The sequence below is a fragment of the Streptomyces sp. NPDC002580 genome (assembly GCF_042889485.1).
In the GTDB taxonomy this organism is placed as follows: Bacteria; Actinomycetota; Actinomycetes; order Streptomycetales; family Streptomycetaceae; genus Streptomyces.
Genome location: NZ_JBIAQZ010000001.1, coordinates 1,219,074 through 1,242,146 on the forward strand (window position 1 = coordinate 1,219,074; position 23,073 = coordinate 1,242,146).

General features: G+C 71.3%; 17 protein-coding genes. 9 read left to right on the plus strand and 8 right to left on the minus strand.

The genetic code is table 11. The features are described 5' to 3' along the window. Positions 1–5: 5 nt before the first annotated feature. The 4 genes from ACFYW7_RS05240 to ACFYW7_RS05255 all read right to left on the minus strand — a co-directional run bounded on the left by ACFYW7_RS05240 (position 6) and on the right by ACFYW7_RS05255 (position 6,490). Positions 6–938, minus strand: a complete 933-nt coding sequence (locus ACFYW7_RS05240; RefSeq protein WP_389497986.1) for a branched-chain amino acid ABC transporter permease — start codon at positions 936–938, stop codon at positions 6–8. A 205-nt stretch (positions 939–1,143) separates the two neighbouring features. Next, positions 1,144–2,352 (minus strand): branched-chain amino acid ABC transporter substrate-binding protein, encoded by a 1,209-nt coding sequence (locus ACFYW7_RS05245; protein ID WP_389498594.1) that lies wholly within the window; start codon positions 2,350–2,352, stop codon positions 1,144–1,146. Positions 2,353–3,688: 1,336 nt separating this feature from the next. Then, on the minus strand, positions 3,689–4,150 hold the full coding sequence (locus tag ACFYW7_RS05250; RefSeq protein ID WP_389497988.1) for a PaaI family thioesterase: 462 nt from the start codon (positions 4,148–4,150) through the stop codon (positions 3,689–3,691). A 60-nt stretch (positions 4,151–4,210) separates the two neighbouring features. Then, positions 4,211–6,490, minus strand: a complete 2,280-nt coding sequence (locus ACFYW7_RS05255) for an FdhF/YdeP family oxidoreductase (RefSeq protein ID WP_389497990.1) — start codon at positions 6,488–6,490, stop codon at positions 4,211–4,213. 170 nt (positions 6,491–6,660) lie between these two features. On the opposite strand from ACFYW7_RS05255, the gene polA reads away from it, so the two are divergent. Both polA and ACFYW7_RS05265 read left to right on the plus strand, forming a co-directional pair. Continuing rightward, positions 6,661–9,387, plus strand: coding sequence for a DNA polymerase I (gene polA / locus ACFYW7_RS05260; RefSeq protein ID WP_389497993.1), 2,727 nt, complete (start codon positions 6,661–6,663; stop codon positions 9,385–9,387). Between the two features lie 157 nt (positions 9,388–9,544). Further along, positions 9,545–10,015 (plus strand): hypothetical protein, encoded by a 471-nt coding sequence (locus ACFYW7_RS05265; RefSeq protein WP_389497996.1) that lies wholly within the window; start codon positions 9,545–9,547, stop codon positions 10,013–10,015. On the opposite strand, the gene ACFYW7_RS05270 is transcribed toward ACFYW7_RS05265, so the two are convergent. After that, the gene (locus tag ACFYW7_RS05270; protein WP_389497998.1) at positions 10,002–10,856 is read right to left on the minus strand and encodes a DUF4184 family protein; all 855 of its coding nucleotides are present in this window, start codon (positions 10,854–10,856) and stop codon (positions 10,002–10,004) included. The two genes, ACFYW7_RS05265 and ACFYW7_RS05270, sit on opposite strands and share 14 nt — an antisense overlap. Before the next feature lie 247 nt (positions 10,857–11,103). Between ACFYW7_RS05270 and ACFYW7_RS05275 the strand changes: the two genes are divergently transcribed. From ACFYW7_RS05275 to ACFYW7_RS05285, 3 genes are all read left to right on the plus strand, one after another. Further along, positions 11,104–12,819 carry a lytic transglycosylase domain-containing protein gene (locus ACFYW7_RS05275; protein WP_389498000.1) on the plus strand — a complete coding sequence of 572 codons (1,716 nt, stop codon included), beginning with the start codon at positions 11,104–11,106 and terminating at the stop codon, positions 12,817–12,819. 164 nt (positions 12,820–12,983) lie between these two features. Then, positions 12,984–13,118 carry an SPW_0924 family protein gene (locus ACFYW7_RS05280; protein WP_389498002.1) on the plus strand — a complete coding sequence of 45 codons (135 nt, stop codon included), beginning with the start codon at positions 12,984–12,986 and terminating at the stop codon, positions 13,116–13,118. 23 nt (positions 13,119–13,141) lie between these two features. Next, positions 13,142–14,134 carry a DUF3068 domain-containing protein gene (locus tag ACFYW7_RS05285; protein ID WP_389498004.1) on the plus strand — a complete coding sequence of 331 codons (993 nt, stop codon included), beginning with the start codon at positions 13,142–13,144 and terminating at the stop codon, positions 14,132–14,134. On the opposite strand, the gene ACFYW7_RS05290 is transcribed toward ACFYW7_RS05285, so the two are convergent. After that, positions 14,124–16,844: an ATP-dependent RNA helicase gene (locus ACFYW7_RS05290; protein ID WP_389498006.1), complete on the minus strand. Its 2,721-nt coding sequence runs from the start codon at positions 16,842–16,844 to the stop codon at positions 14,124–14,126. The genes ACFYW7_RS05285 and ACFYW7_RS05290 overlap by 11 nt on opposite strands. Before the next feature lie 362 nt (positions 16,845–17,206). Then, positions 17,207–18,067 carry a class I SAM-dependent methyltransferase gene (locus ACFYW7_RS05295; protein WP_389498009.1) on the minus strand — a complete coding sequence of 287 codons (861 nt, stop codon included), beginning with the start codon at positions 18,065–18,067 and terminating at the stop codon, positions 17,207–17,209. Positions 18,068–18,388: 321 nt separating this feature from the next. On the opposite strand from ACFYW7_RS05295, the gene rpsA reads away from it, so the two are divergent. The 4 genes from rpsA to ACFYW7_RS05315 all read left to right on the plus strand — a co-directional run bounded on the left by rpsA (position 18,389) and on the right by ACFYW7_RS05315 (position 22,530). Continuing rightward, a complete protein-coding gene (gene rpsA / locus ACFYW7_RS05300) occupies positions 18,389–19,897 on the plus strand; it encodes a 30S ribosomal protein S1 (RefSeq protein WP_389498011.1) in 1,509 nt (502 codons plus the stop codon). Positions 19,898–20,484: 587 nt separating this feature from the next. Continuing rightward, positions 20,485–21,423: a PAC2 family protein gene (locus tag ACFYW7_RS05305; protein ID WP_389498013.1), complete on the plus strand. Its 939-nt coding sequence runs from the start codon at positions 20,485–20,487 to the stop codon at positions 21,421–21,423. Positions 21,424–21,490: 67 nt separating this feature from the next. Continuing rightward, positions 21,491–22,099 carry a dephospho-CoA kinase gene (gene coaE, locus ACFYW7_RS05310; protein WP_389498015.1) on the plus strand — a complete coding sequence of 203 codons (609 nt, stop codon included), beginning with the start codon at positions 21,491–21,493 and terminating at the stop codon, positions 22,097–22,099. Between the two features lie 50 nt (positions 22,100–22,149). Continuing rightward, entirely contained in the window at positions 22,150–22,530 is a 381-nt protein-coding gene (locus ACFYW7_RS05315; RefSeq protein ID WP_389498017.1) for a tetratricopeptide repeat protein, read from the plus strand. A gap of 152 nt (positions 22,531–22,682) precedes the next feature. On the opposite strand, the gene ACFYW7_RS05320 is transcribed toward ACFYW7_RS05315, so the two are convergent. Then, positions 22,683–22,994, minus strand: a complete 312-nt coding sequence (locus ACFYW7_RS05320; RefSeq protein ID WP_389498020.1) for a DUF6343 family protein — start codon at positions 22,992–22,994, stop codon at positions 22,683–22,685. Between the last annotated feature and the right edge of the window lie 79 nt (positions 22,995–23,073).

Here is a 23,073-nt window from a genome sequence, read left to right on the forward strand (position 1 = left end):
GGTGCTCACGCCCTGTCCGCGACGCGTTCGCCGATGAGGCCTTGTGGCCTGAACAGCAGTACGAGGATGAGGAGTACGAAGGCCCAGACGGAGGACCAGCCGCCGCCGCCGAGCTGCTGCATGCCGGGGATGCCGTCGATGTAGCTGGTGGCCATGGTCTCGGCGAGGCCGAGGACGAGGCCGCCGATCATGGCGCCGTAGATGTTGCCGATGCCGCCGAGGACGGCCGCGGTGAAGGCCTTGAGGCCCATCTGGAAGCCCATGTCGTACTTCACCGTGCCGTAGCGCAGGCCGTAGGCGACGGCTGCGACGGCGGCGAAGAAGCCGCCGATGGCGAAGGCGATGACGATGATGCGGTTGGTGTCGATGCCCATGAGCTGTGCGGTGTCAGGGTCCTGCGCGGTGGCCTGCATGGCGCGGCCGGTGCGGGAGAGGCTGACGAACAGGGCGAGGGCGGCCATGCACAGGGGGGCGGCGATGATGACGAAGACGGAGCCGCTCTGGATGCTGACCGAGCCGATGTGCACGGGGCCGAACGGGAGTTGCGGGAAGTTGATGTCCGTCTTGGCGTCCGGGTACCCGTTGAACACGACCTGCTGGAGTGCGAGGGACAGGCCGATGGCGGTGATCAGTGGCGCCAGGCGTGGTGCTCCGCGCAGGGGTCGGTAGGCGAAGCGTTCGGCCCCGACGGCGATGAGGACGGAGACGATTCCGCCGCCTATCAGCATCGCCGGGAGGGCTATCCACATGGATGTGCCGTTTGGAAGAACGTACAGGTAGACCGAGAGTGCGCCGAAGCCGCCGGTCATGAAGATCTCGCCGTGGGCGAAGTTGATGAGCTGGACGATGCCGTACACCATCGTGTAGCCGATGGCGATCAGCCCGTACATCGAGCCGAGGAACAGCCCGTTGGCCAGCTGCTGCGGCAGGGTGTTCACCGCGTGGCCTCCATGTGGTGGGGAGAGTTGGGAAGGGCGTATGAAGCGGGCCGCGCGGTGACGTGTGGTCGTGGCCGCGCGGCCCTGGGTTGTGCTGAGGGCCTGTCCGGTGGATCGGTCCGGGCTTTCGTCGCTGTTGGTGCGTCGTGCCTGGTTCGGACCGATCCGCCGGAGTGGCCCGGGTGCTGCTGGGTGGTGGTGAGGATCAGCCCTTGGCCGTACCGCTCTTGACGGCCTTCCACTTGCCGTCGACGACCTGGTACACCGTCAGCTGCTTGTTGTTGGTGTCACCGAACTCGTCGAAGGAGACCGGGCCGGCGATGCCGTCGAACTTGGTCTTCTGGACCTCGTCGACGATCTTGGCGCGGGCGCCGTCCGGGATCTTGCCGTCCTTCACGACGTTGCCGATGGCCTTGATGATGGCCGTGGCGGCGTCGTAGGAGTAGCCACCGTACGTGCCGTAGTCACCCTTGAGGCCGGAGGCCTTGTACTTCTTGATGAAGTCGGCGGCGGAGGGCAGGGAGTCGACGGGCTGGCCGACCGAGGTGACGAGGTCGCCCTCGGAGGTCTTGCCGGCGGTCTCGATGTAGGTCGGGGTGAACATGCCGTCACCGCCGAACAGCGGGATCTTGACTCCGCCGTCCTTGAGCTGCTTGGTGAGCTTCTCCGACTCGTCGTACTGGCCGCCGTAGTACACGAGGTCGGCCTTGGCGCTCTTGATCTTGGTGACGAGAGCGGAGAAGTCCGTGTCGCCGGTGTTGACGTGGTCCTCGCCCGCGACCTTGCCGCCGGCCTCGGTGAAGCCGGCCTTGAAGAGCTTGGCGAGGCCGGCTCCGTAGGTCTGCTTGTCGTCAACGACGAACACCTTGCGCTTCTTCAGGGTGCCGTAGGCGTATTCGGCCGCGAAGCCGCCCTGGAGGGCGTCGGTGGTGGCGGTGCGGAAGTAGGTCTTGAACGGGCGGGACTTGGAGGTCTGCCAGTTCTTGCCCTGGGTGAGCTCGGGGGCCGTGTTGGACGGCGAGATCTCGACCAGACCGGCGGTGGCGAAGACCTGCTGCATCTGGGTGGCGACGCCGGAGTTCAGCGGGCCGACGACGCCGAGGACCTTCTCGTCCTGGACGAGCTGGGTGGCGTTGGCCTGGCCGGAGGCCGGGATCGCCTTGTCGTCGAGCGCCTGGACCTTGAAGGTCACACCGGGAACGGTGTTGTTCTTGTTGGCGTCGTTGACGGCGATCTGGACGCCGCCCTGGATGCCGAGGCCGGTGGCCGAGTTGGCACCGGTCAGCGGCGCGTCGACGCCGATGATGATCTCGGTCTTCTTGCCGCTGTCCTTGCCGTCGCCGCTGTCGTCGCGCGAGCCGCAGGCGGTCAGCGTGAGTGCTCCCGTAGTGAGCACGGCGGTGAGTATGACCATAGAACGCTGTCGCACGTTGAATCCTCTCCCTGGCGCGGCACCCCAGGGTGGGGGCCGTGTGATTCGCCGGGCCGTACCTGTGAAGCAGGGCCGTGCAGTGACGCGCCCGGCGGCGCGGTGACTGGCCGTGACTATAAGCGCAGGTAGGGGGAGTGTGGAGGAGCGTGGGGAAGGCTGTGACGCTCTTGTTATGCGGGGGGCGCCCTCTTGGGCGTGGGGCGGACGATCGGAGCATTTCGGTGTGCCGGTCGGTGACGGTTGTGTGTTCGCATGCTGAGAACGCGCTGATCCGGGTTCGTGGCGGGGAGCGGAAGCCGTCGTCGCGGTGTCGGTGAGATGTGCCGCCGGGGGCGTGGTGCGGGGTGCCGCGCGGTGCGGGCATTGCTTCGTTACGGCACAGGTAACCGACTGTTACCGCGGCGTGAGGTGGTCGTGGGTGTGCCGGGCGGGTGAAGTGCGTTTGCGGGCGCGCCGGTTGGGGTGACAGAGGGCACTCAGGGTGGTCCACGGATCGTGCGGGCAGGCACCGCTGAAGAGAAGGCTTTGCTGTTGCTGTGCTGTCTTGTTGCTGATGAGCAGGTCGAGGTGGGGGAGCCTGATCGCGGGCGGCGGTGCGGCGCAGTCGTATACGGAGATGCGTACGGTGACCGGCCGCGGATTTCCGGCCCTTACTGTCAGTGGCAGCCGGGGTGTGATGGTGGCCCTCAACTGGGTTGGTCCGGCGCTTACTTGGCGGACGGTGACGGGGGTGCCGCGGGCGATGCCGATCTCGAAGCGGAAGGTGGCGGGGCCGGGTCCGCGGCCTCGTGGCGGAGGGTCGTGACGCCGGCGGGCCAGGGGTGGGGGTTCGGCGTGGTGTCGGTGGGCTGCGCGGGGCGCGGGCGAGGAGGCCGGCGGTTGCGGTCGCGACGATGATCAAGGTTTTGGTGAAGATTCGGTGTGCGCGCGGGAGTGCGGCCCAACGGGCGCGGAGGTGGGAGGGGTTCGACCTCGGAACGTCGGTGGGCGGGTCCTGATGGGGGCCGTCGGCTTCTTGGCGGCGGTACGGCTCGACGGGCCCGATGCCGGTCGTGTCTCACGCCAGGACGGAGGACGCGGCTCCGCCGACAGGCGGTGCGGGGTGGGGGTTCGGCCGCGGTGGCGGGGGTTGCGCCCGTGGGTGTTCCGGCAGGTCGGGGCTGACCTGCTCGTCGGGCGCAGGGTGTGATCGCCGGGCGAAGGCACGCTCACCGGGCTGAGCCGCGTCGCCCGGGGGAGGCGGCGCCGGGTGTACGGCCTCGGACCGGCCCGTGTGCTCGCGTGGGCCGGGTCCTGGTGGCCGGTGGTCCGCCGGGTGTCAGCTCTGGGGCGCGTCCTTGAGGATGCAGGTGAGCCGGGCGCTGCAGACGCGCTTGCCGTCCTCGTCGCTGATGGCGATCTCGTACGTCGCCGAGGTGCGCCCCCGGTGGACGGGTGTGGCCACGCCGGTGACGAGGCCGGAGCGCGCGCCGCGGTGGTGGGTGCAGTTCAGGTCGACGCCGACGGCGATCTTGGAGATGCCGCCATGGAGCATGGCGCCGACGGAGCCGATGGTCTCGGCGAGGACGGCGGAGGCTCCTCCGTGCAGGAGGCCGTAGGGCTGCGTGTTGCCCTCCACCGGCATGGTGGCCACGACGCGCTCCGCGGAGGCCTCGGTGATCTGGACGCCCATGCGGTTGCCGAGGTGGCCGGCGGAGAAGAGGGCGGGCAGGTCGACGCCGAGCGCGGTGTACTCGTCGAGGACCTCTTGCGGGAACTTCGGGGTGTGCTGCTCGCCCATGGGGCCCGGCTCCGTTCGTCGTGGACCACTTCGTCGTGGTTTCTCCTGCTGAGCGAACGCTCAGTCGGTCGTCGATTGTTCCAGACGGACGACGACGGATTTGCTGGCGGGGGTGTTGCTGGTGTCGGCGGTCGCGTCGAGAGGGACCAGGACGTTGGTCTCCGGGTAGTAGGCGGCCGCGCAGCCCCGGGCGGTCGGGTAGTGCACGACGCGGAAGCCGGGCGCGCGCCGTTCCACTCCGTCCTTCCACTCGCCGACCAGGTCGACGTACGAGCCGTCCGCCACGTCCAGGGCGCGGGCGTCCTCGGGGTTGACGAGGACGACGCGGCGGCCGTTCTTGATGCCCCGGTATCGGTCGTCGAGTCCGTAGATGGTGGTGTTGTACTGGTCGTGCGAGCGCAGGGTCTGCAGCAGCAGGCGGCCCTCGGGGAGTTCGGGGTACTCGACGGGCGCAGCGGTGAAGTTGGCCTTGCCGGTGGCCGTGGGGAAGCGGCGTTCGTCGCGCGGGGCGTGCGGGAGGGCGAAGCCGGCCGGGTCGGCGACGCGCGCGTTGAAGTCCTGGAAGCCGGGGATCACGCGCGCGATGCGGTCGCGGATGCTCGCGTAGTCCTTCTCGAACTCCTCCCAGGGGGTCGTGCTGCGCTCCCCGAGGACCCTGCGGGCGAGGCGGGCCACGATGGCGGGCTCGGACAGCAGATGGGGGCTCGCGGGCTCCAGGCGGCCCCGTGAGGCGTGCACCATGCCCATGGAGTCCTCGACGGTCACGAACTGTTCGCCGCCGCCCTGGAGGTCGCGCTCGGTGCGTCCGAGGGTGGGCAGGATGAGGGCGCGGGCTCCGGTGACGGCGTGCGAGCGGTTGAGCTTGGTGGAGACGTGCACGGTCAGCCGGGCGCGGCGCATGGCCGCCTCGGTGACCTCGGTGTCGGGGGACGCGGAGACGAAGTTGCCGCCCATGGCGAAGAAGACCTTGGCGTCGCCGTCGCGCAGGGCGCGGATGGCCCGTACGACGTCGTAGCCGTGTTCGCGGGGCGCGGTGAAGCCGAACTCCTTCTCCAGGGCGTCGAGGAAGGCGGGGGCGGGGCGCTCGAAGATGCCCATGGTGCGGTCGCCCTGCACGTTCGAGTGGCCGCGGACCGGGCAGACGCCCGCGCCGGGGCGGCCGATGTTGCCGCGCAGCAGCAGGAAGTTGACGACTTCCCGGATGGTCGGCACGGAGTGCTTGTGCTGGGTGAGGCCCATGGCCCAGCACACGATGGTGCGCTTCGAGGCGAGGACCATGCTCAGGGCCTCGTCGATCCGGTCGCGGGTGAGGCCGGTCGCGGTGAGGGTCTCGTCCCAGTCGGCTTCGCGGGCGGCCCGGGCGAAGTCCTCGAACCCGTGGGTGTGCTCGGCGACGAACGTCTCGTCGACGGCGCCCTCGGTGTCGAGGACGAGTTTGTTCAGCAGGCGGAAGAGGGCCTGGTCGCCGCCGAGGCGGATCTGGAGGAAGAGGTCGGTGAGAGCGGCGCCCTTGATCATGCCCTGGGGGGTCTGCGGGTTCTTGAAGCGTTCCATGCCCGCTTCGGGGAGCGGGTTGACCGTGATGATCCTCGCGCCGTTCGCCTTGGCCTTCTCCAGGGCCGACAGCATGCGGGGGTGGTTCGTGCCCGGGTTCTGCCCGGCGACGATGATCAGGTCCGCCTGGTAGAGGTCGTCGAGCAGGACGCTGCCCTTGCCGATGCCGATGGTCTCGTTGAGGGCCGAGCCGGACGACTCGTGGCACATGTTCGAGCAGTCGGGCAGGTTGTTCGTACCGAGTTCGCGGGCGAACAGCTGGTACAGGAACGCGGCCTCGTTGCTGGTGCGGCCCGAGGTGTAGAAGAGGGCCTCGTCGGGGGAGCCGAGCGCCGCGAGTTCCTCGGCGACGATGTCGAAGGCGCGGTCCCAGCCGATGGGCTCGTAGTGGTCGGCGCCCTCGGGGAGGTACATGGGGTGGGTGAGACGGCCCTGCTGGCCGAGCCAGTAGCCGCTGCGGACCGCGAGGTCGGAGACGGGATGCGCGGCGAAGAAGTCCGGGGTGACCCGGCGCAGGGTGGCCTCCTCGGCGACCGCCTTCGCGCCGTTCTCGCAGAACTCCGCGGTGTGCCGGTGCTCCGGCTCGGGCCAGGCGCAGCCCGGGCAGTCGAAGCCGTCCTTCTGGTTGACGCGCAGCAGGGTGAGCGCGGTGCGGCGCACGCCCATCTGCTGCTGGGCGATGCGCAGGGTGTGCCCGATGGCGGGGAGTCCGGCCGCCGCGTGCTTAGGTTCGGCTACCTGCGGTGCGTCCTGGACCGGATCGCTGCTGGGCGGCTTGCTGGCCATCGCTGAACCCCTTCGCGTGCGCACCTCGTCGTGCGTTCGTTTCGTATGCCATCGATTTTTGCACGGCCGGCTTCCGGCGGCCGGGCCGGGCCGTGGGATTTCCGGCGGGGGGAGGGCGGGGCGGGCCGGGACGGCTCTCGATGTCAGTGGGGCGTGGCAGGATCGGGGGCGTGGCAGAAACAGCATCGAAGAAGACCGAGAACACCGCAGGTACGGGCCGTCCGCGCCTGATGCTCATGGACGGGCACTCGCTCGCCTACCGCGCGTTCTTCGCGCTGCCCGCGGAGAACTTCACCACCGCGACGGGGCAGCCGACGAACGCCATCTATGGTTTCGCGTCGATGCTGGCGAACACGCTGCGCGACGAGGCGCCCACGCACTTCGCGGTGGCGTTCGACGTCTCGCGCAAGACCTGGCGTTCCGAGGAGTTCCCCGAGTACAAGGCGAACAGGTCGAAGACCCCGGACGAGTTCAAGGGCCAGGTCGAGCTGATCGGCGAGGTGCTGGACGCGATGCACGCGCAGCGGTTCGCGGTGGACGGCTTCGAGGCCGACGACATCATCGCGACGCTGGCCACGCAGGCCGAGGCCGAGGGCTTCGACGTGCTGATCGTCACCGGCGACCGTGACTCCTTCCAGCTGGTGTCCGAGCACACGACGGTGCTGTACCCGACGAAGGGCGTCTCCGAGCTGACCCGGTTCACCCCGGAGAAGGTCTTCGAGAAGTACGGGCTGACACCGGCCCAGTACCCCGACTTCGCGGCGCTGCGCGGCGACCCGTCGGACAACCTGCCCGGCATTCCCGGGGTCGGCGAGAAGACGGCCGCGAAGTGGATCAACCAGTTCGGTTCGTTCGCGGAGCTGGTCGAGCGGGTCGACGAGGTCAAGGGCAAGGCCGGGCAGAACCTGCGCGACCACCTGGAGGCGGTGAAGCTCAACCGCCGTCTCACCGAGATGGTGAAGGACGTCGAGCTGCCCCGGACGGTCACCGACCTGGAGCGGGCGGCGTACGACCGTACGGCGCTCGCGATGGTCCTGGACACCCTGGAGATCCGTAACCCCTCGTTGCGCGAGCGGCTTCTGGCCGTGGACCCGGGGGCCGGGGAGGCGGAGGAGACGCGGCCGGTCGTCGAGGGCGTCGAGATCGACGGCGTGGTGCTGGGCGCGGGCGAGCTGGAGCCGTGGCTCGCCGAGCACGGCACGTCGGTCCTGGGCGTGTCCACGGTCGACTCGTGGGCGCTGGGCACGGGCTCCGTCGCCGAGGTGGCCCTCGCGGCCGGGGCCGGCGCGGCCGTGTGGTTCGCCCCGTCGCAGCTCGACGAGTCCGACGAGAACGCGTTCGCGCGGTGGCTCGCCGATCCCGGCGCGCACAAGGTCATGCACAACGCCAAGGGTGCGATGCGGGTCTTCGCCGAGCACGGCTGGACCATCGAGGGCGTGAGCATGGACACCGCGCTCGCCGCCTACCTGGTCAAGCCGGGCCGCCGCTCCTTCGCCCTGGACGCGCTGTCCCTGGAGTACCTCGGCCGGGAACTCGGACCCGCCGCGGCGGCCGACGGCCAGCTCGCGTTCGGCACGGACGAGCAGGCCGAGGCCGACGCGCTGATGACGCAGGCCCGCACGATCCTCGACCTGGGCGAGGCGTTCGGGGAGAAGCTCCAGGAGGTCGGCGCGGCCGACCTGCTGCGTGACATGGAGCTGCCCACGTCCAGTCTGCTGGCCCGCCTGGAGCGGCACGGCATCGCCGCGGACCGCGCGCATCTGGAAGCCATGGAGCAGATGTTCGCGGGGGCCGTGCAGCAGGCCGTGAAGGAGGCGCACGCGGCCGCCGGGCACGAGTTCAACCTCGGCTCGCCCAAGCAGCTCCAGGAAGTCCTCTTCGGCGAGCTGGCCCTGCCGAAGACCAAGAAGACGAAGACGGGCTACACGACGGACGCGGACGCCCTGGCCTGGCTGGCGACGCAGACCGAGAACGACCTGCCCGTGATCATGCTCCGGCACCGGGAGCAGGCCAAGCTGCGCGTCACCGTCGAGGGTCTGATCAAGTCGATCGCCGACGACGGTCGCATCCACACCACCTACAACCAGACGGTCGCGGCGACCGGCCGGCTGTCGTCGACCGATCCGAACCTGCAGAACATCCCGGTCCGCACGGACGAGGGCCGCGCGATCCGCCGCGGGTTCGTGGTCGGTGAGGGCTTCGAGTCCCTCATGACCGCGGACTACAGCCAGATCGAACTGCGGGTGATGGCCCATCTGTCGGAGGACGAGGGCCTGCTGGAGGCGTTCACCTCGGGCGAGGACCTGCACACCACCGTCGCCTCCCAGGTGTTCTCCGTGGAGCGGTCCGCGGTCGACGCCGAGATGCGCCGCAAGATCAAGGCGATGTCGTACGGCCTCGCCTACGGACTGTCGGCGTTCGGCCTGTCCCAGCAGCTGAACATCGAGGCGGGCGAGGCCCGCGGGCTGATGGACACGTACTTCGAGCGGTTCGGCGGCGTACGGGACTATCTGCGCCGGGCGGTCGACGAGGCCCGGGCGACCGGTTACACGGCGACGCTCTTCGGGCGCCGCCGCTATCTGCCGGACCTCAACAGCGACAACCGGCAGCGCCGCGAGGCGGCCGAGCGCATGGCGCTCAACGCGCCCATCCAGGGCACGGCCGCCGACATCGTCAAGATCGCGATGCTGAACGTGGACCGGGCGCTGCGCGAGGCGAACCTCACGTCCCGCATGCTCCTCCAGGTCCATGACGAAATCGTGCTGGAGATCGCCCCCGGCGAGCGGGAGAGGACCGAGGAACTGCTGCGCCACGAGATGGCGTCCGCGGTCCGGCTCCGCGCCCCGCTGGACGTCTCGGTCGGCTCCGGCCCGGACTGGGAGTCCGCGGCGCACTAGGTCAGGCCCTTGGCCCTGAGTTCCGCTTTCGGCCGTCCGGCCCGGGCCCCGCACCGTGAGGTGCGGGGCCCGCGTCCGTCGGCGCCGGGAGCGGACCTTCACCCGCGTGGCTCTCGCGGAGGAGCACCGCGCGGCGGGACCCCGTAAGGATGCGGGCATGGGTATACGCACGCTCCACCGCCGAACGGCCATGGCCGCGACCGTGGCGGTCGCGACCGCCAGGGTGACCGCGGCCGTCGTCCCGGTGCTGTTCCCGCCGGTGCCCGCGGTCGCCGCGCGAGCGAGCACCGCCCGGCTGCCCGCGGCCGACCGTTCCCCGTACAACCCCGGCCGCACCGCCCGGGACAGCGCCCCCTACGGCCCCGGTCCCGGCTTCGCCGGCCTGACGCCCCCCGAGCTCGCCGACGGAGCCGGCCGAAGGCGCGTCCGAAGCCTCGGCGTGTTCACCGGCCCCTTCCGCACCCACCGCGTCCTCGTCCTCTCGTACGACAATCCGAGGACGGTGGCGGTGAGGGTGACCGGGGTCCGCGCGATCGAGCGCATCGCCCGGGCCGTGCACCAGGGCCTCGGCCGCCGACGCGGCCCGTGCCGGGGCGGCGCCCCAGAGCCCTGGGTCAGCGAGCCGTAGGACGGCTCGGCTCCGCACGGGACGCCGCCGGGCCCGGGCGGACCGGAGCGGGACGCCACACCCTGACCGCGACGGCGTACGCGCCGAGGCCGAGGACCAGCCCCGCACCCCCGCCGAAGCACAGCGTCGGAACCAGCTCCCACGGCTTCGCGGCGGACCCCTGGTACGCCCACCAGCGCAGCGCCCGCTGCACCGCTCCCACCAGCGCGCAGCATCCGATCACCGCACCGGCCAGCCACCGGTCGGCGGCGGACAGGACCGGGACCCCCACCACCGGGCCGTCCGGAGTGCGGCGCAGCGCGAGCACCACGAAGCTCACGATCACCACCGCGGCCACCGCCGAGCTGCCGTACTGGACCTGCCAGTAGAGCGGCGAGCCCGCCACGTCCCGCCCGAGGACGGGAAGGAGGCGCGTCCCCCACCGGTCGTGATGCGTGAACGCGTCCCACACCACATGCGTCAGGGCGCCCAGGGCCGCGGAGACGTACCACCACAGGACCACCGGCGCGCGCACCGGCTCGCGCGGGCTCCCGCAGCGCAGAAGCAGGGCCGTGCGCCCCTGTCGCGCGGGGGGCATCAGTGCCACCAACGGCTCACGCACCACCAGCCAGGCGCTCGCCAGCGCCCAGGCGATGAGCACGTCGACGGTGAACACTCCGGTGAACGCGTGGGTGAAGGCGCCGAACTCCATCGCCCCGGGCAGCGCGCTCGCCGCGTAGTAGGTCAGGTCGGGCGCGAAGGAACCCGTCACCAGGATGGCGGGAATCAATCGGCCGCGACCGCTTCCGTCACCGCGCACGGCGGGAAGTACGGCCGCGGCGTGACTGAGGGTGAAGGGCAAGTCGTCTCCCTGCGGCAGCTGTTGGCCGGGTATGTCCGGCCGGTTGATCACTGGCGGCCAGTATCGCGGGACGTCGGCTCATGGCCAACTGGTGAATACCGGGCGCGAACGGGTCCCCGGACGAAGGAAGTTGTCGTAGGGTCACCTGGGTCGCCATGCCCGGGGGAGCGTGGCCCGGAAGCGGCGAAGACACTGGGACAGGGGAGACGGCGGGCTCGGCCCGTCGTCCGTGGGAGGGGTTCACTCAATGGCGGCGCAATTCGGCAGGAGGCTGCGCAAGGGCGCGGCAACCACCGCTGTGGCTGCGGTCGCGGTCGCGGCTCTGTCCGCTTCCCAGGCCCCCGGAGTGAGCGCCGACGACCACGGCAGACGGACGACCGGCGCCGACGCGGGCCAGGACGCGACAGACCCGGGCGGCCACGGCACGGCGTCCGGCAACTCGCGCTACTACACGGACCTTCCGCCGCTGCAGAGCCCGAACCCCGCCCCGACCGTGGGGAGCGGCACGCCCGCCGCGACGGGCGCGGCCGAGGCGGGCATCCCCGCGACCGTCCTCGACGCCTACAAGCAGGCCGAGGCGTCGCTGCGCGAGTCCAAGCCCACCTGCAACCTGCCCTGGCAGCTGCTGGCCGCCATCGGCAAGGTCGAGTCGGGCCAGGCCCGCGGCGGCCGCGTCGACGCGAACGGCACCACCCTGTCGCCGATCCTCGGCCCGGTCCTCAACGGCAACGGCTTCGCCAGCATCAAGGACACCGACAACGGCGTCTTCGACGGCGACAGCTCGTACGACCGCGCGGTGGGCCCCATGCAGTTCATCCCCTCCACCTGGGAGTGGGCGGGCCGCGACGGCAACGGCGACGGCGCGAAGGACCCCAACAACATCTACGACGCGGCGCTCGCCGCCGGGCACTACCTGTGCCGCTTCGACCATGACATGACGGTCCAGTCGCAGCTGAACGCCTCGATCCTCAGCTACAACAACTCGACGGAGTACCTCAACACCGTCCTGTCGTGGCTGCAGTACTACCGCAAGGGCACGCACGAGGTGCCGGACGGCACCGGCACGCTGCCCTCGAACAACAGCGACGGCACGACCACGCCGAGCCCGACTCCCACACCGCCCGTGCAGCCGTCACCCCCGAGCAGCCCGAGGCCGGGCGGCGGCCCGACGAGCCCCGCCCCGAAGCCGCCCACCACCCCCAAGCCGCCGACCACCCCGAAGCCGCCGGCCACCCCGCCCCCGACGAGCCCGCCGGCCACCACGCCGACACCCACCGAGACGGTGGACCACCTCACGGACGCGGACACCGGAAGCCTCACGGCGACGGCCGGGGACACCTTCGCGCGGAAGATCGCCGTACGGACCGAGGACGACGCGGACAAGGCCGTGGCCAAGGTCCGCGTGCGCTTCACCGTCATCGGTGACACGGACGCCGCCTTCACCGGCGGCGAGAACGTCGCCACGGTCGTCACCGACGCCAAGGGCACGGCCACCGCGCCCGCCCTCGTGGCGGGTGAGAAGACCGGCGACTTCACGGTCCGCGTCACCGTCGTGGGCCGCGTCCTGTCCGGCCTCGACTACAAGGCGACCGTCACCGCGCGCCAGGCCGACGCCCTGGCCCGCACCGCCGACACCGCGCAGACCTGCGTCCCCGGCGGCGAGTTCGCCGACCAGATCGAGCTGAAGGCCACCTACAAGGGCGCCGTCGCGGGCAAGGTCGCCGCGACGGCGACCCTGATCAAGTCCGCCGACGACACAGGCGAGAACGACAAGGGCCCCTACTTCAAGGACGCGGACGGCAAGCCCGTACGCACCCTCGCGGCCCTCGCCACGGACGCGGACGGCCTCCTGAAGCTGCCGAAGCTGTACGCCGACGACACCACCGGCACCTTCCTGCTCCGTATCACCACCACGGGCGGCGCGACGCTGACCGTCGAACTGACGGTGGCCGCCGCTTCGTAGACCCAAGCCGCCACCGCGCGGCCCGTGCGCGCCTTCGGGGCGCCCCTCCGTCCACGGCGGAGGGGCGCCCCGAAGGCATGTGCGCACGTGTTCTCATCTCGCCCCGCCGTTGCTACGGTGCCGGACCTGACGATGTATCAGTTCCTGGTCCTCGGGAGGCCCGCATGCGCGCCCTCATCGCCGCCGCGACCGGTCTCGCCGCGGCCCTCGCACTGGTCCTGACCCTGACGGCCATGGGCTCACCGGCCGGCCACACCTCACCGAAGCCGATGCTGACCACCGTCCCCAAACACCCCTGACACGCACCGGGAGGGCCGTCGAGATGCGCCGCAAGGCAAGCCTGATCCTGCTCGCGCTCGCCGTGTTCTTCACGGCGCTGTCCCCGCTGCTGCGCTGGTACGCCTTCCCCCGCCTGGCCAAGGTCCCGGCGAACCAGTACCAGGACATGGTCCTGGAGGCGAAGAACGCGACCCTCCTGGACTACGGCTCCATGAAGGCCGAGAAGGTCTCCAAGGTCACCGTCGTACAGACCCTCAAGGGCAACGTGGAGGCCTCCGAGAAGATCGAACGGACCGCGGGCCGCGACGTCGTCGTCTGGGACTCCCTCTCCTACGTCCAGGGCCCCGACGGAAAGATGGTCTCCAAGCTCCCCGAGCGCTACATCTTCGACGCCCACACCCAGGACCCCGTCCACGCCACCGGCGAGTCCGTCGACGGCGACCCCGTCACCCGTGAGGGCATCGAGTTCAAGTGGCCCTTCCGGACGGAGAAACGGGACTACGAGTACTTCGACGCGCAGACCCGCACCTCCGCGCCCATCCACTACAAGGACACGCGGACCTTCCGGGGCGTCGAGGTCTACTACTTCGAGCAGACCGTCCCCTGGACGAAGGTGCAGTTCCCCAAGATCATGCCCGTCAAGGGCGTCACCCGGGAGTACGTCGCCAGGACCGGCACCACCCGCTGGTACACGACCGTCCGCAGGTTCTGGGTCGAACCCGTCACCGGAGCCCCCGTCTACGGCGAGGAGATCCACAAGGAGGAGCTGCGCGGCGGCACCCTCCTGGGGGACCGGGACAAGGTGACCGCCTTCGCCGGACACGTGAAGATGCGCGAGGACTACATCAGGAGCACCGTCGACCTGGTCAAGTCCAACCGCACGCTCGTCCTGATGATGACCTCCTACCTCCCCTGGGGCTTCCTGCTCCTGGGCGCGGCCCTGCTGGCCCTCTCGCTCTGGCTGGAGGCCCGCGGCCGCCGGCCGGGCGACCCGGCACCCACCCCGGCCGCCGACCCCGAGCCCGTCAGCGCCTGAGCCGCGCGTTCGTGTACCGCGTCGCCTCCGCGGCCGCCGGGTCCTCCGGCCACGGATGCTTGGGATACCGGCCGCGCAGCTCCGCCCGCACGCCCTTGTAGCCGTCCTTCCAGAAGGACGCGAGATCGGCGGTGACCGCGGCGGGCCGCCCCGCCGGGGAGAGGAGATGCACCAGTACGGGCACGCCGGCGACGGCGGGCGACGCGTGCAGCCCGAACATCTCCTGAAGCTTCACCGCGAGCACCGGCTGCCCGGGGTCGGTGTAGTCGACGCGGATCCTCGACCCGCTCGGCACCTCGATCCGCTCCGGCGCCAGCTCGTCGAGCCGCGCCGCCTCCCCCGTCGCCCAGGGCAGCAGCCGGTTCAGCGCCTGCCCGGCGTCGATCCGGGCCAGGTCCGCCCGCCGCCGCGCACGGCTCAGCTCCGGCTCCAGCCACTCCTCCACGCGCGCGTGAAGGGCCTCGCCGGACACGTCCGGCCACGGGTCGCCGAGCCGCCCGTGAAGGAACGCGAGCCGCCGACGCAGCGCCTCGGCGTCCGGCGACCACCGCAGCAGACCGAAACCCTCCTCCCGCAGCCCCTCCAGCAGCGCCTCCCGTACGAGCCCGGGAGCCGCGTCCCGCAACGGCCGCACGGCCAGTTCCACCGCCCCCAGCCGCTCCACCCGCCGCGCGACGACATCGCCCTGGGCCCAGTGGACCTCGTCGCCCTCCGCGCGCAGGCCCGCCGCGGCCTCCCGTGCCGTCCGCTCGTCGACCACGGCCGCGAGCCGCACCCGCGCGTGCCCCCGGCCCACCGGCCGGTCCGCGACGGCCACCGCGAGCCAGGGAGCCCCGCGCAGGACGGACCCCTCGCCGACCTCGGCACGGGTCCCGCTGACCATGAGGTGGGAACCGCCCTGCGCGCGGGCGAGACGCTCCGGGAACGCCAGCGCGGCGACCAGCCCGGCGGCCCCGTCGTCCCCGGGTTCCGCCCGCACCCGGGCGCCCGCACCGGCGTCGGCACGCTCTCCGCCGTCGGGCCCAGGGGGCCTCCTCCCAGGACCCGCGCTCCGGGAGGGCGAAGAGCCGGATCCGGAGGCGGACGAAGAGGAGCCCGAGGCGGAGGAAGGGGAGGAGGCGGAGACAGCGGAGGAGATGCCGGCAGGGGAAGCAGGGGAGGAGGAAGAGTCGGCGGAGGACGCGTGACGGGGCGCCGTTCCGGCACCGGCCGCCGCGGAGCGGAGCCGGCGCGACTCCGTGCGCCAGCGCGCCGCGTAGGCGTCGCCCCCACGCCGGGCCGTGCGCCAGGCCCCGGCCAGATCGTCGCCGTACTCGCGCGGCGGCTCCTCGCTCAGCAGGGCGACCACATCGGCGGCCCGCTCCACCCCCACCACCGGAGTGGCGTCCAGCAGCGCCCGGGCGAGCCGGGGGTGCAGACCCAGTCGCGACATCCGCACACCGCGATCCGTGGCCCGCCCCGCGGCGTCGACCGCGCCCACGGCCGACAGGACGGCCCGCGCAGCCGCCATGGCCCCGCCCGGCGGCGGATCCAGCAGGGCCAGCCCCGTCGCCTCCGGGTCGCCCCAGCAGGCCGCCTGGAGAGCGAACGCCGTCAGATCGGCCACCTTGATCTCCGGCGCCGGGAACCGCGTCAGACGGCCGTCCTCCGCCTCCGTCCAGCACCGGTACACCGCGCCCGGCGCCTCACGCCCGGCCCGCCCCGCCCGCTGCCGTCCGGCCGCCTGCGAGGCCCGTACGGTCGCCAGGGCGCTCAGCCCGCGCGCGTGGTCCACCCGCGGCTCCCGCGCCAGCCCCGAGTCCACGACCACCCGCACCCCGGGAACCGTCAGCGACGACTCGGCCACCGAGGTCGCGAGGACCACCCGGCGGCGCGTGCCCGGCGCGAGCACCGCGTCCTGCGCGGCGGCCGGAGCGCGCCCGTGCACCTGCTGCACGTCGACGTCCCCGAGACCGCCGAGCTGCCCGGCGACCCGCGTGATCTCCCCGACCCCGGGAAGGAAGCACAGGACGTCACCCGGCCGCTCGGCCAGCGCCCGCCGCACCGTGGACGCCACATGCGTCAGCAGCACCGGGTCCACCCGCATGCCGTGCGGCGGCCGCACCGGACGCGTCGGCGGCGCCCACACCACCTCCACCGGGTACGACACCCCCGCCGCCTCGACGACCGGCGCGCCGCCCAGCAGCCGCGCCCAGCCCCCGGCGTCCGTCGTCGCGGACGCGGCGACCAGCCGCAGCTCGGGACGGAGCGCGGCCCGCACGTCCAGCAGGAACGCGGCCACCGTGTCGGCGTCCAGATGCCGCTCGTGGCACTCGTCGAGCACGACCACGTCGACGCCCGCCAGCTCCTGGTCCCGCTGCAACCGTTGGAGCAGGACCCCGGTCGTGACGACCTCCACCCGCGTGCGCGGTCCCACCACCCGCTCCCCGCGCACCGTGAAACCCACGCTCTCGCCGACCCGCTCGCCCAGCAGCCACGCCATCCGCCGGGCGGCGGCCCGCGCGGCGATCCGCCGCGGCTCGGCCACGACCACCCGGCGCGCCGGGCGCCCGTCGTCCAGGAGACCCGCCAGGGCCGGCGGCACCAGCGTCGTCTTCCCGGTGCCGGGGGGTGCCACCAGCACCGCGCTGCCGTGCCCCTCCAGAGCGGCGTCCAGTCCGGGCAGGGCAGTGCGTACGGGCAGCGCGTCCAGGGCGTCGTGTCGGATCACGCCCCCAGTCTCGTACGAGCGTCAAACCGGCCGCGTACGGAGTCGGCGACGGCCTTCAGCGACGGCCTTCACAGGCGCGTGGAGGGTGCGCGGGCCCGGCCACCACGAATCCCGAGGCGCACGGCCGGCACGCGCGTGTGGAGCGTGCCGGCCAGGGCGGGCCACTCGGGCACGGGTCGCCCGCCCGCGCGGGCATGCCGACGCGCGCGGGTCTCTTCCTCACTCGAAGCCGCGACCTGAAGTCCGGACGACGCTGGAAGGAAGCCCTCGACACCCGGGAGCCCCCGGAGCCCCGGAGGCTCCTGGTGTGATCCGGATCCAGGCCCGGGGAACTTTCCGGGCCCGGCCGCCGATCCCCTGGGTCAGTCCCGCTCGCACACGAAGATCGCCGTCCCCGGGATCAGGTTCCCGCGGAGCGGGGACCAGCCGCCCCACTCCTGGGTGTTCCAGGCGGGCCACTCCGGCTCGACGACGTCGACCAGGCGGAAACCGCCGGCCACCACGTCGCGCACCCGGTCACCGACCGTCCTGTGGTGCTCGACGTAGACCGCGCGGCCCTCCTCGTCCTGCTCCACGTACGGAGTGCGGTCGAAATAGGACGAGGCCACCGTCAGACCCTCGGGCCCCGGCTCGTCCGGGAACGCCCAGCGGACCGGGTGCGTCACGGAGAAGACGAAACGACCGCCCGGGCGCAGCACCCGGTGGACCTCCCGCAGCACCAGCACCGGGTCGGCGATGAACGGCAGCGCGCCGTACGCCGAGCACGCGAGGTCGAAGGAGCCGTCCGCGAACGGCAGCGCGCTCGCGTCCGCCTCCACCAGGGGCACGTCGCCCCCGATGCGCAGCGCGTGCTGGAGCTGGCGGTGGGAGAGGTCCAGGGCCACCGGACGCGCGCCCTGCCCCACCAGCCAGCGCGAACACTGCGCCGCGCCGGCGCCGATCTCCAGGACGTCCTTGCCCTTGAGGTCCTCCGGAGGGCCGAGCAGTTCGGCCTCCACCTCGTCGAGGCCCTCGGGACACCACACGAAGCGGTCGTCTCCGAGGAACGTGCCGTGCTCGATCTGGTACTCGTCCGCGTTCCGGTCCCACCAGCCCCGATTCGCCCGGGAGCTCTCGGTGAGATCCGCGTCGCGTCGGGTGGCTTCCGGTTCGATCGGTTCGGGCTCTTGGATGATCGGCTCCCTCGTCGTACTCTTCCGTCCAACCCGTCTCGGGCGTGTCACGAAAGAGGCGTCCTACTGCCCGCGTGGCCTTGTGAGACAGGTCTTGTGCCGGGATTGCGGCGATCCGCCCCGGGTGTGCGCCTTCGCGCATTGACCCTGCCCGGCTGCCCCCGTATGCTACAAGTTGCGCTGCGGGCCTGCGCTCCTCAGACGTAGCAGGCTGTGCTCGCATCTGTATGTATGTCCCTCGGTTCTTCGAGGCGCCTCCGGCTTTTCGCCGGGTTGGGCGCTTCGTCGGCTGTCCGGCTTGTACAGAGCGAAACGGGCTCCCGGCGTAAGCAGTACCTACGACTCACTGTCCGTACCGGAGCCCTTTCCCACATGACGAGCAGCACCGAGACCACCTCTACCACCCCGCAGGTAGCGGTCAACGACATCGGTAACGAGGAAGCATTCCTCGCCGCGATCGACGAGACGATCAAGTACTTCAACGACGGCGACATCGTCGACGGCGTCATCGTGAAGGTCGACAGGGACGAGGTCCTGCTCGACATCGGTTACAAGACCGAAGGTGTCATCCCGAGCCGCGAGCTCTCGATCAAGCACGACGTCGACCCGAACGAGGTCGTCAAGGTCGGCGACGAGATCGAAGCCCTTGTTCTCCAGAAGGAGGACAAGGAAGGCCGCCTGATCCTCTCGAAGAAGCGCGCCCAGTACGAGCGCGCCTGGGGCACCATCGAGAAGATCAAGGAAGAGGACGGCATCGTCACCGGCACCGTCATCGAGGTGGTCAAGGGTGGTCTCATCCTCGACATCGGCCTCCGTGGCTTCCTGCCGGCTTCTCTCGTCGAGATGCGCCGTGTCCGCGACCTCCAGCCCTACGTGGGCAAGGAGCTCGAGGCCAAGATCATCGAGCTGGACAAGAACCGCAACAACGTGGTCCTGTCCCGCCGTGCCTGGCTGGAGCAGACCCAGTCCGAGGTCCGTCAGACGTTCCTCACCACCCTCCAGAAGGGTCAGGTCCGCTCCGGCGTCGTCTCCTCGATCGTCAACTTCGGTGCCTTCGTGGACCTGGGTGGCGTCGACGGTCTGGTGCACGTCTCCGAGCTCTCCTGGAAGCACATCGACCACCCGTCCGAGGTTGTCGAGGTCGGCCAGGAAGTCACCGTCGAGGTCCTCGACGTCGACATGGACCGCGAGCGTGTCTCCCTGTCGCTCAAGGCGACGCAGGAAGACCCGTGGCAGCAGTTCGCCCGGACGCACCAGATCGGTCAGGTCGTCCCGGGTAAGGTCACGAAGCTCGTTCCGTTCGGTGCGTTCGTCCGTGTGGACGAGGGCATCGAGGGTCTGGTCCACATCTCCGAGCTGGCCGAGCGCCACGTGGAGATCCCGGAGCAGGTCGTCCAGGTCAACGACGAGATCTTCGTCAAGGTCATCGACATCGACCTCGAGCGTCGTCGCATCAGCCTCTCGCTGAAGCAGGCCAACGAGTCCTTCGGTGCCGACCCGGCCTCGGTCGAGTTCGACCCGACGCTGTACGGCATGGCCGCGTCGTACGACGACCAGGGCAACTACATCTACCCCGAGGGCTTCGACCCCGAGACCAACGACTGGCTCGAGGGCTACGAGTCCCAGCGTGAGGTGTGGGAGAACCAGTACGCCGAGGCGCAGACGCGCTTCGAGCAGCACCAGGCTCAGGTCATCAAGTCCCGCGAGGCCGACGCTCAGGCCGAGGCCGAGGGTGCCAGCACCTCCAGCGCGGCTCCGGCCGCCTCCGGCGGTGGCGGCGGCGGTTCGTACTCCTCGGAGTCGGACGACAACTCCGGCGCCCTGGCGTCGGACGAGGCGCTTGCCGCTCTCCGCGAGAAGCTCGCCGGCGGCCAGAGCTGAAAGCTCACCGCTAGCAAGTAGCTGAAAGAAGTGGGCCCGCACCGATTCGGTGCGGGCCCACTTTCATGCTCGGGCTCCCTTGCGGACGGTGATGGGAAGCCGGCACGACGCCGGTGGGCCCCGGCTGCCCGTCTGTCGCCGTTCGTCGCCGTGTTCGAGGCGAGCAGGGCGGTCTCCTTGTGCCGGTGCCGGTGCCGGTGCCGGTGCCGGTGCCGACGACGGGCACGGGCATGGCGACCGCGTGCCGTCCGCAGGGTTCCGCCGCAGGTCCGGGGCACGGGGGAGCAGATCGCGGTTCCGCGACGGCCAGGCCGGTGGGATCCACGGGCCGTCCGGGACGCCCCTCGCCACTCGCCGCGCTCCGAGCGCGTCCTCGTAACACGCGTGTGCTGTCCTGGTCGCGGTCCGCCGAGGTGCCCGCGTCGCCTGTCCCTGTCGCCGACGGACCGCCGCCGGTCGGCCGTCACGGCGGAGAAAACGGCGCGGGGTGGGGCGAACCGGCACGGGCGCGAGTGCGGAGCCCAGGTCGGGAATGCCGGTGCCCCGCACCACGTTGTGGAGTACGGACATGAGGAGGAGCGGTCACAGTGCTTGATCCGCAGGGTTTGTACGCATGGGAGCCGAAGGGCCTGGCCGTGGTCGACATGGCGCTCGCCCAGGAGTCGGCCGGCCTGGTCATGCTCTACCACTTCGACGGCTACATCGACGCGGGCGAGACCGGCGAGCAGATCGTCGACCGCGTGCTCGACACGCTGCCCCACCAGGTCGTGGCCCGCTTCGACCACGACCGGCTCGTGGACTACCGGGCCCGCCGTCCGCTGCTGACGTTCAAGCGCGACCGCTGGACGGAGTACGAGGAGCCGACCCTCGAGGTGCGGCTCGTCCAGGACGCCACGGGAGCGCCGTTCCTGCTGCTGTCCGGACCCGAACCGGACACCGAGTGGGAGCGTTTCGCCGCCGCCGTCCAGCAGATCGTGGAACGGCTCGGCGTCCGCCTCTCCGTCAACTTCCACGGCATTCCCATGGGCGTCCCGCACACGCGCCCCGTCGGCCTCACCCCGCACGGCAACCGCACCGACCTGGTGCCCGGCCACCGCAGCCCCTTCGACGAGGCGCAGGTCCCCGGAAGCGCCGAGTCCCTCGTCGAGTACCGCCTCATGGAGGCCGGACACGACGTGCTGGGAGTCGCCGCGCACGTGCCCCACTACATCGCGCGCTCGCCGTACCCGGACGCGGCGCTGACGGTCCTGGAATCCATCACGGCCGGGACCGGTCTCGTCCTTCCCGGCATCGCGCACGGCCTGCGGACCGAGGCGCACCGCACCCAGACCGAGATCGACCGGCAGATCCAGGAGGGCGACGAGGAACTCGTCGCCCTCGTCCAGGGACTTGAGCACCAGTACGACGCCGCCGCGGGCGCCGAGAGCCGCGGCAACATGCTCGCGGAACCGGTGGAGATCCCCTCGGCGGACGAGATCGGCCAGGAGTTCGAGCGATTCCTGGCGGAGCGCGAAGGCGACGCCTGACGTCCCTCCGCGCCTCCCGTGCTCCCTGACGGACACCCTGTCAGCGGCAGGCCCTAAGCTGCGGGACATGCTGAAGGTGGGCCTGACCGGTGGAATCGGCGCCGGCAAGAGCGAAGTGTCACGGCTGCTCGTCGAGCACGGGGCGGTGCTGATCGACGCGGACCGGATCGCGCGGGAGGTCGTCGCGCCCGGAACTCCCGGGCTGGCGGCGGTCGTCGACGCCTTCGGTGAGGACGTGCTCACCCCGGACGGAAGCCTGGACCGGCCGAGACTCGGCTCGATCGTCTTCGCCGACCCGGAGAAGCTCGCCGCCCTCAACGCGATCGTGCACCCGCTGGTCGGAACCCGCTCGCGCGCACTGGAGGACGCCGCTCCCGAGGACGCCGTCGTGGTCCACGACGTGCCGTTGCTCGCGGAGAACGGCCTGGCCCCGCTGTACGACCTCGTGATCGTCGTCGACGCCCGCCCCGAGACCCAGCTCGACCGCCTCGTCCGCCTGCGCGGCATGACCGAGGGGGACGCCCGCGCCCGCATGGCCGCCCAGGCCCCGCGCGACAAGCGCCTCGCGATCGCGGACATCGTCATCGACAACGACGTACCCCTGGAAGACCTGGAGCGTCGCGTCGGGGACGTATGGGCCGACCTCGCGGCCAGAGCCCGGGGGCCCCAGGAATAGCGCCCCTCGCGAGGGGCGTTGAACCCATGCAGCGAGGGAAGGACTCTGCCGTGCCCGAGACCAGCGGACCGACCGGACGTACTCCGGAGACGCACGTCATCGACTTCCGAGCCGCCGAGCAACTGCTCGCCGCGCGGGACCCGCGGGGCGCGGTGAAGCTGCTCGACCCTGTCATCGCCGCGCACCCGGAGAACACCGCGGCCCGGCTGCTGCGCGCCCGCGCCTTCTTCGCCGCCGCACAACTGCGCCCCGCCGAGCTGGAGTTCACGATCGTCCTGGAGCGCGAGCCGGACAACGCGTTCGCGCACTTCGCACTCGCCCGGACCTACGAACGCCAGCGACGACCCGAGCAGGCGAAGCGCCACTTCAGACTGGCGGCCGCACTCGACCCGACGCCGCAGTACCTGCAAGCGGCACGGTTCGATTCCTAGCGGCTCCGACCGGGGGCTGCGGAAGTGCTGGGGGAGCGTTACGGAACGCAGGGGGCGCAACGCGGGCGCGTGGCCTGGCGGCGTCCGGACCGGGCCGGGTGTTCACGCCTCCCCGCCCACCGTGTCACCGAAGCGGCCGACGTTCGTTCTGATCAGGGGTGCGACGGCCTGGACGGCCGCCGGCGCTCCGGCGGCCGGTGCGAGAACCGGTCGTCCACGGGCTCGTACGGCGGGACGTCACGGCCCGGCTGATAGTGCGGGCCCTGCCTGATGTGCCGGAGGATCACGGTCATGTCCACGATGGCGACCACCCACAGCAGGCCGCACGCCGCGGCCCAGCCCGGCCGCGCCACCAGGATGAACGCGACCGTCCCGACAATGGCCCAGATCAGACCCCAGACACTCAGCCAGAGCCGCATCCGAAGAGCACTGCGCGCTGTCATCGGTTCACTGCCCGTACGCATCAGGATCACCACTCCTACGGTGAAACGTACTCTTCGTGGTGCACGTTCACCAAGGGAGAGCGGTCCGGACGACGACCGC

Bases quoted from the DNA above. Each gene is read 5' to 3' on its own strand.
- ACFYW7_RS05285 (WP_389498004.1), top strand. From the start codon at position 13,142: ATGCGCCGCAAGGCAAGCCTGATCCTGCTCGCGCTCGCCGTGTTCTTC.
- ACFYW7_RS05280 (WP_389498002.1), top strand. From the start codon at position 12,984: ATGCGCGCCCTCATCGCCGCCGCGACCGGTCTCGCCGCGGCCCTCGCA.
- ACFYW7_RS05275 (WP_389498000.1), top strand. From the start codon at position 11,104: ATGGCGGCGCAATTCGGCAGGAGGCTGCGCAAGGGCGCGGCAACCACC.
- ACFYW7_RS05250 (WP_389497988.1), bottom strand. From the start codon at position 4,150: ATGGGCGAGCAGCACACCCCGAAGTTCCCGCAAGAGGTCCTCGACGAG.
- ACFYW7_RS05265 (WP_389497996.1), top strand. From the start codon at position 9,545: ATGGGTATACGCACGCTCCACCGCCGAACGGCCATGGCCGCGACCGTG.
- ACFYW7_RS05320 (WP_389498020.1), bottom strand. From the start codon at position 22,994: ATGCGTACGGGCAGTGAACCGATGACAGCGCGCAGTGCTCTTCGGATG.
- ACFYW7_RS05255 (WP_389497990.1), bottom strand. From the start codon at position 6,490: ATGGCCAGCAAGCCGCCCAGCAGCGATCCGGTCCAGGACGCACCGCAG.
- coaE (WP_389498015.1), top strand. From the start codon at position 21,491: ATGCTGAAGGTGGGCCTGACCGGTGGAATCGGCGCCGGCAAGAGCGAA.
- ACFYW7_RS05245 (WP_389498594.1), bottom strand. From the start codon at position 2,352: ATGGTCATACTCACCGCCGTGCTCACTACGGGAGCACTCACGCTGACC.
- rpsA (WP_389498011.1), top strand. From the start codon at position 18,389: ATGACGAGCAGCACCGAGACCACCTCTACCACCCCGCAGGTAGCGGTC.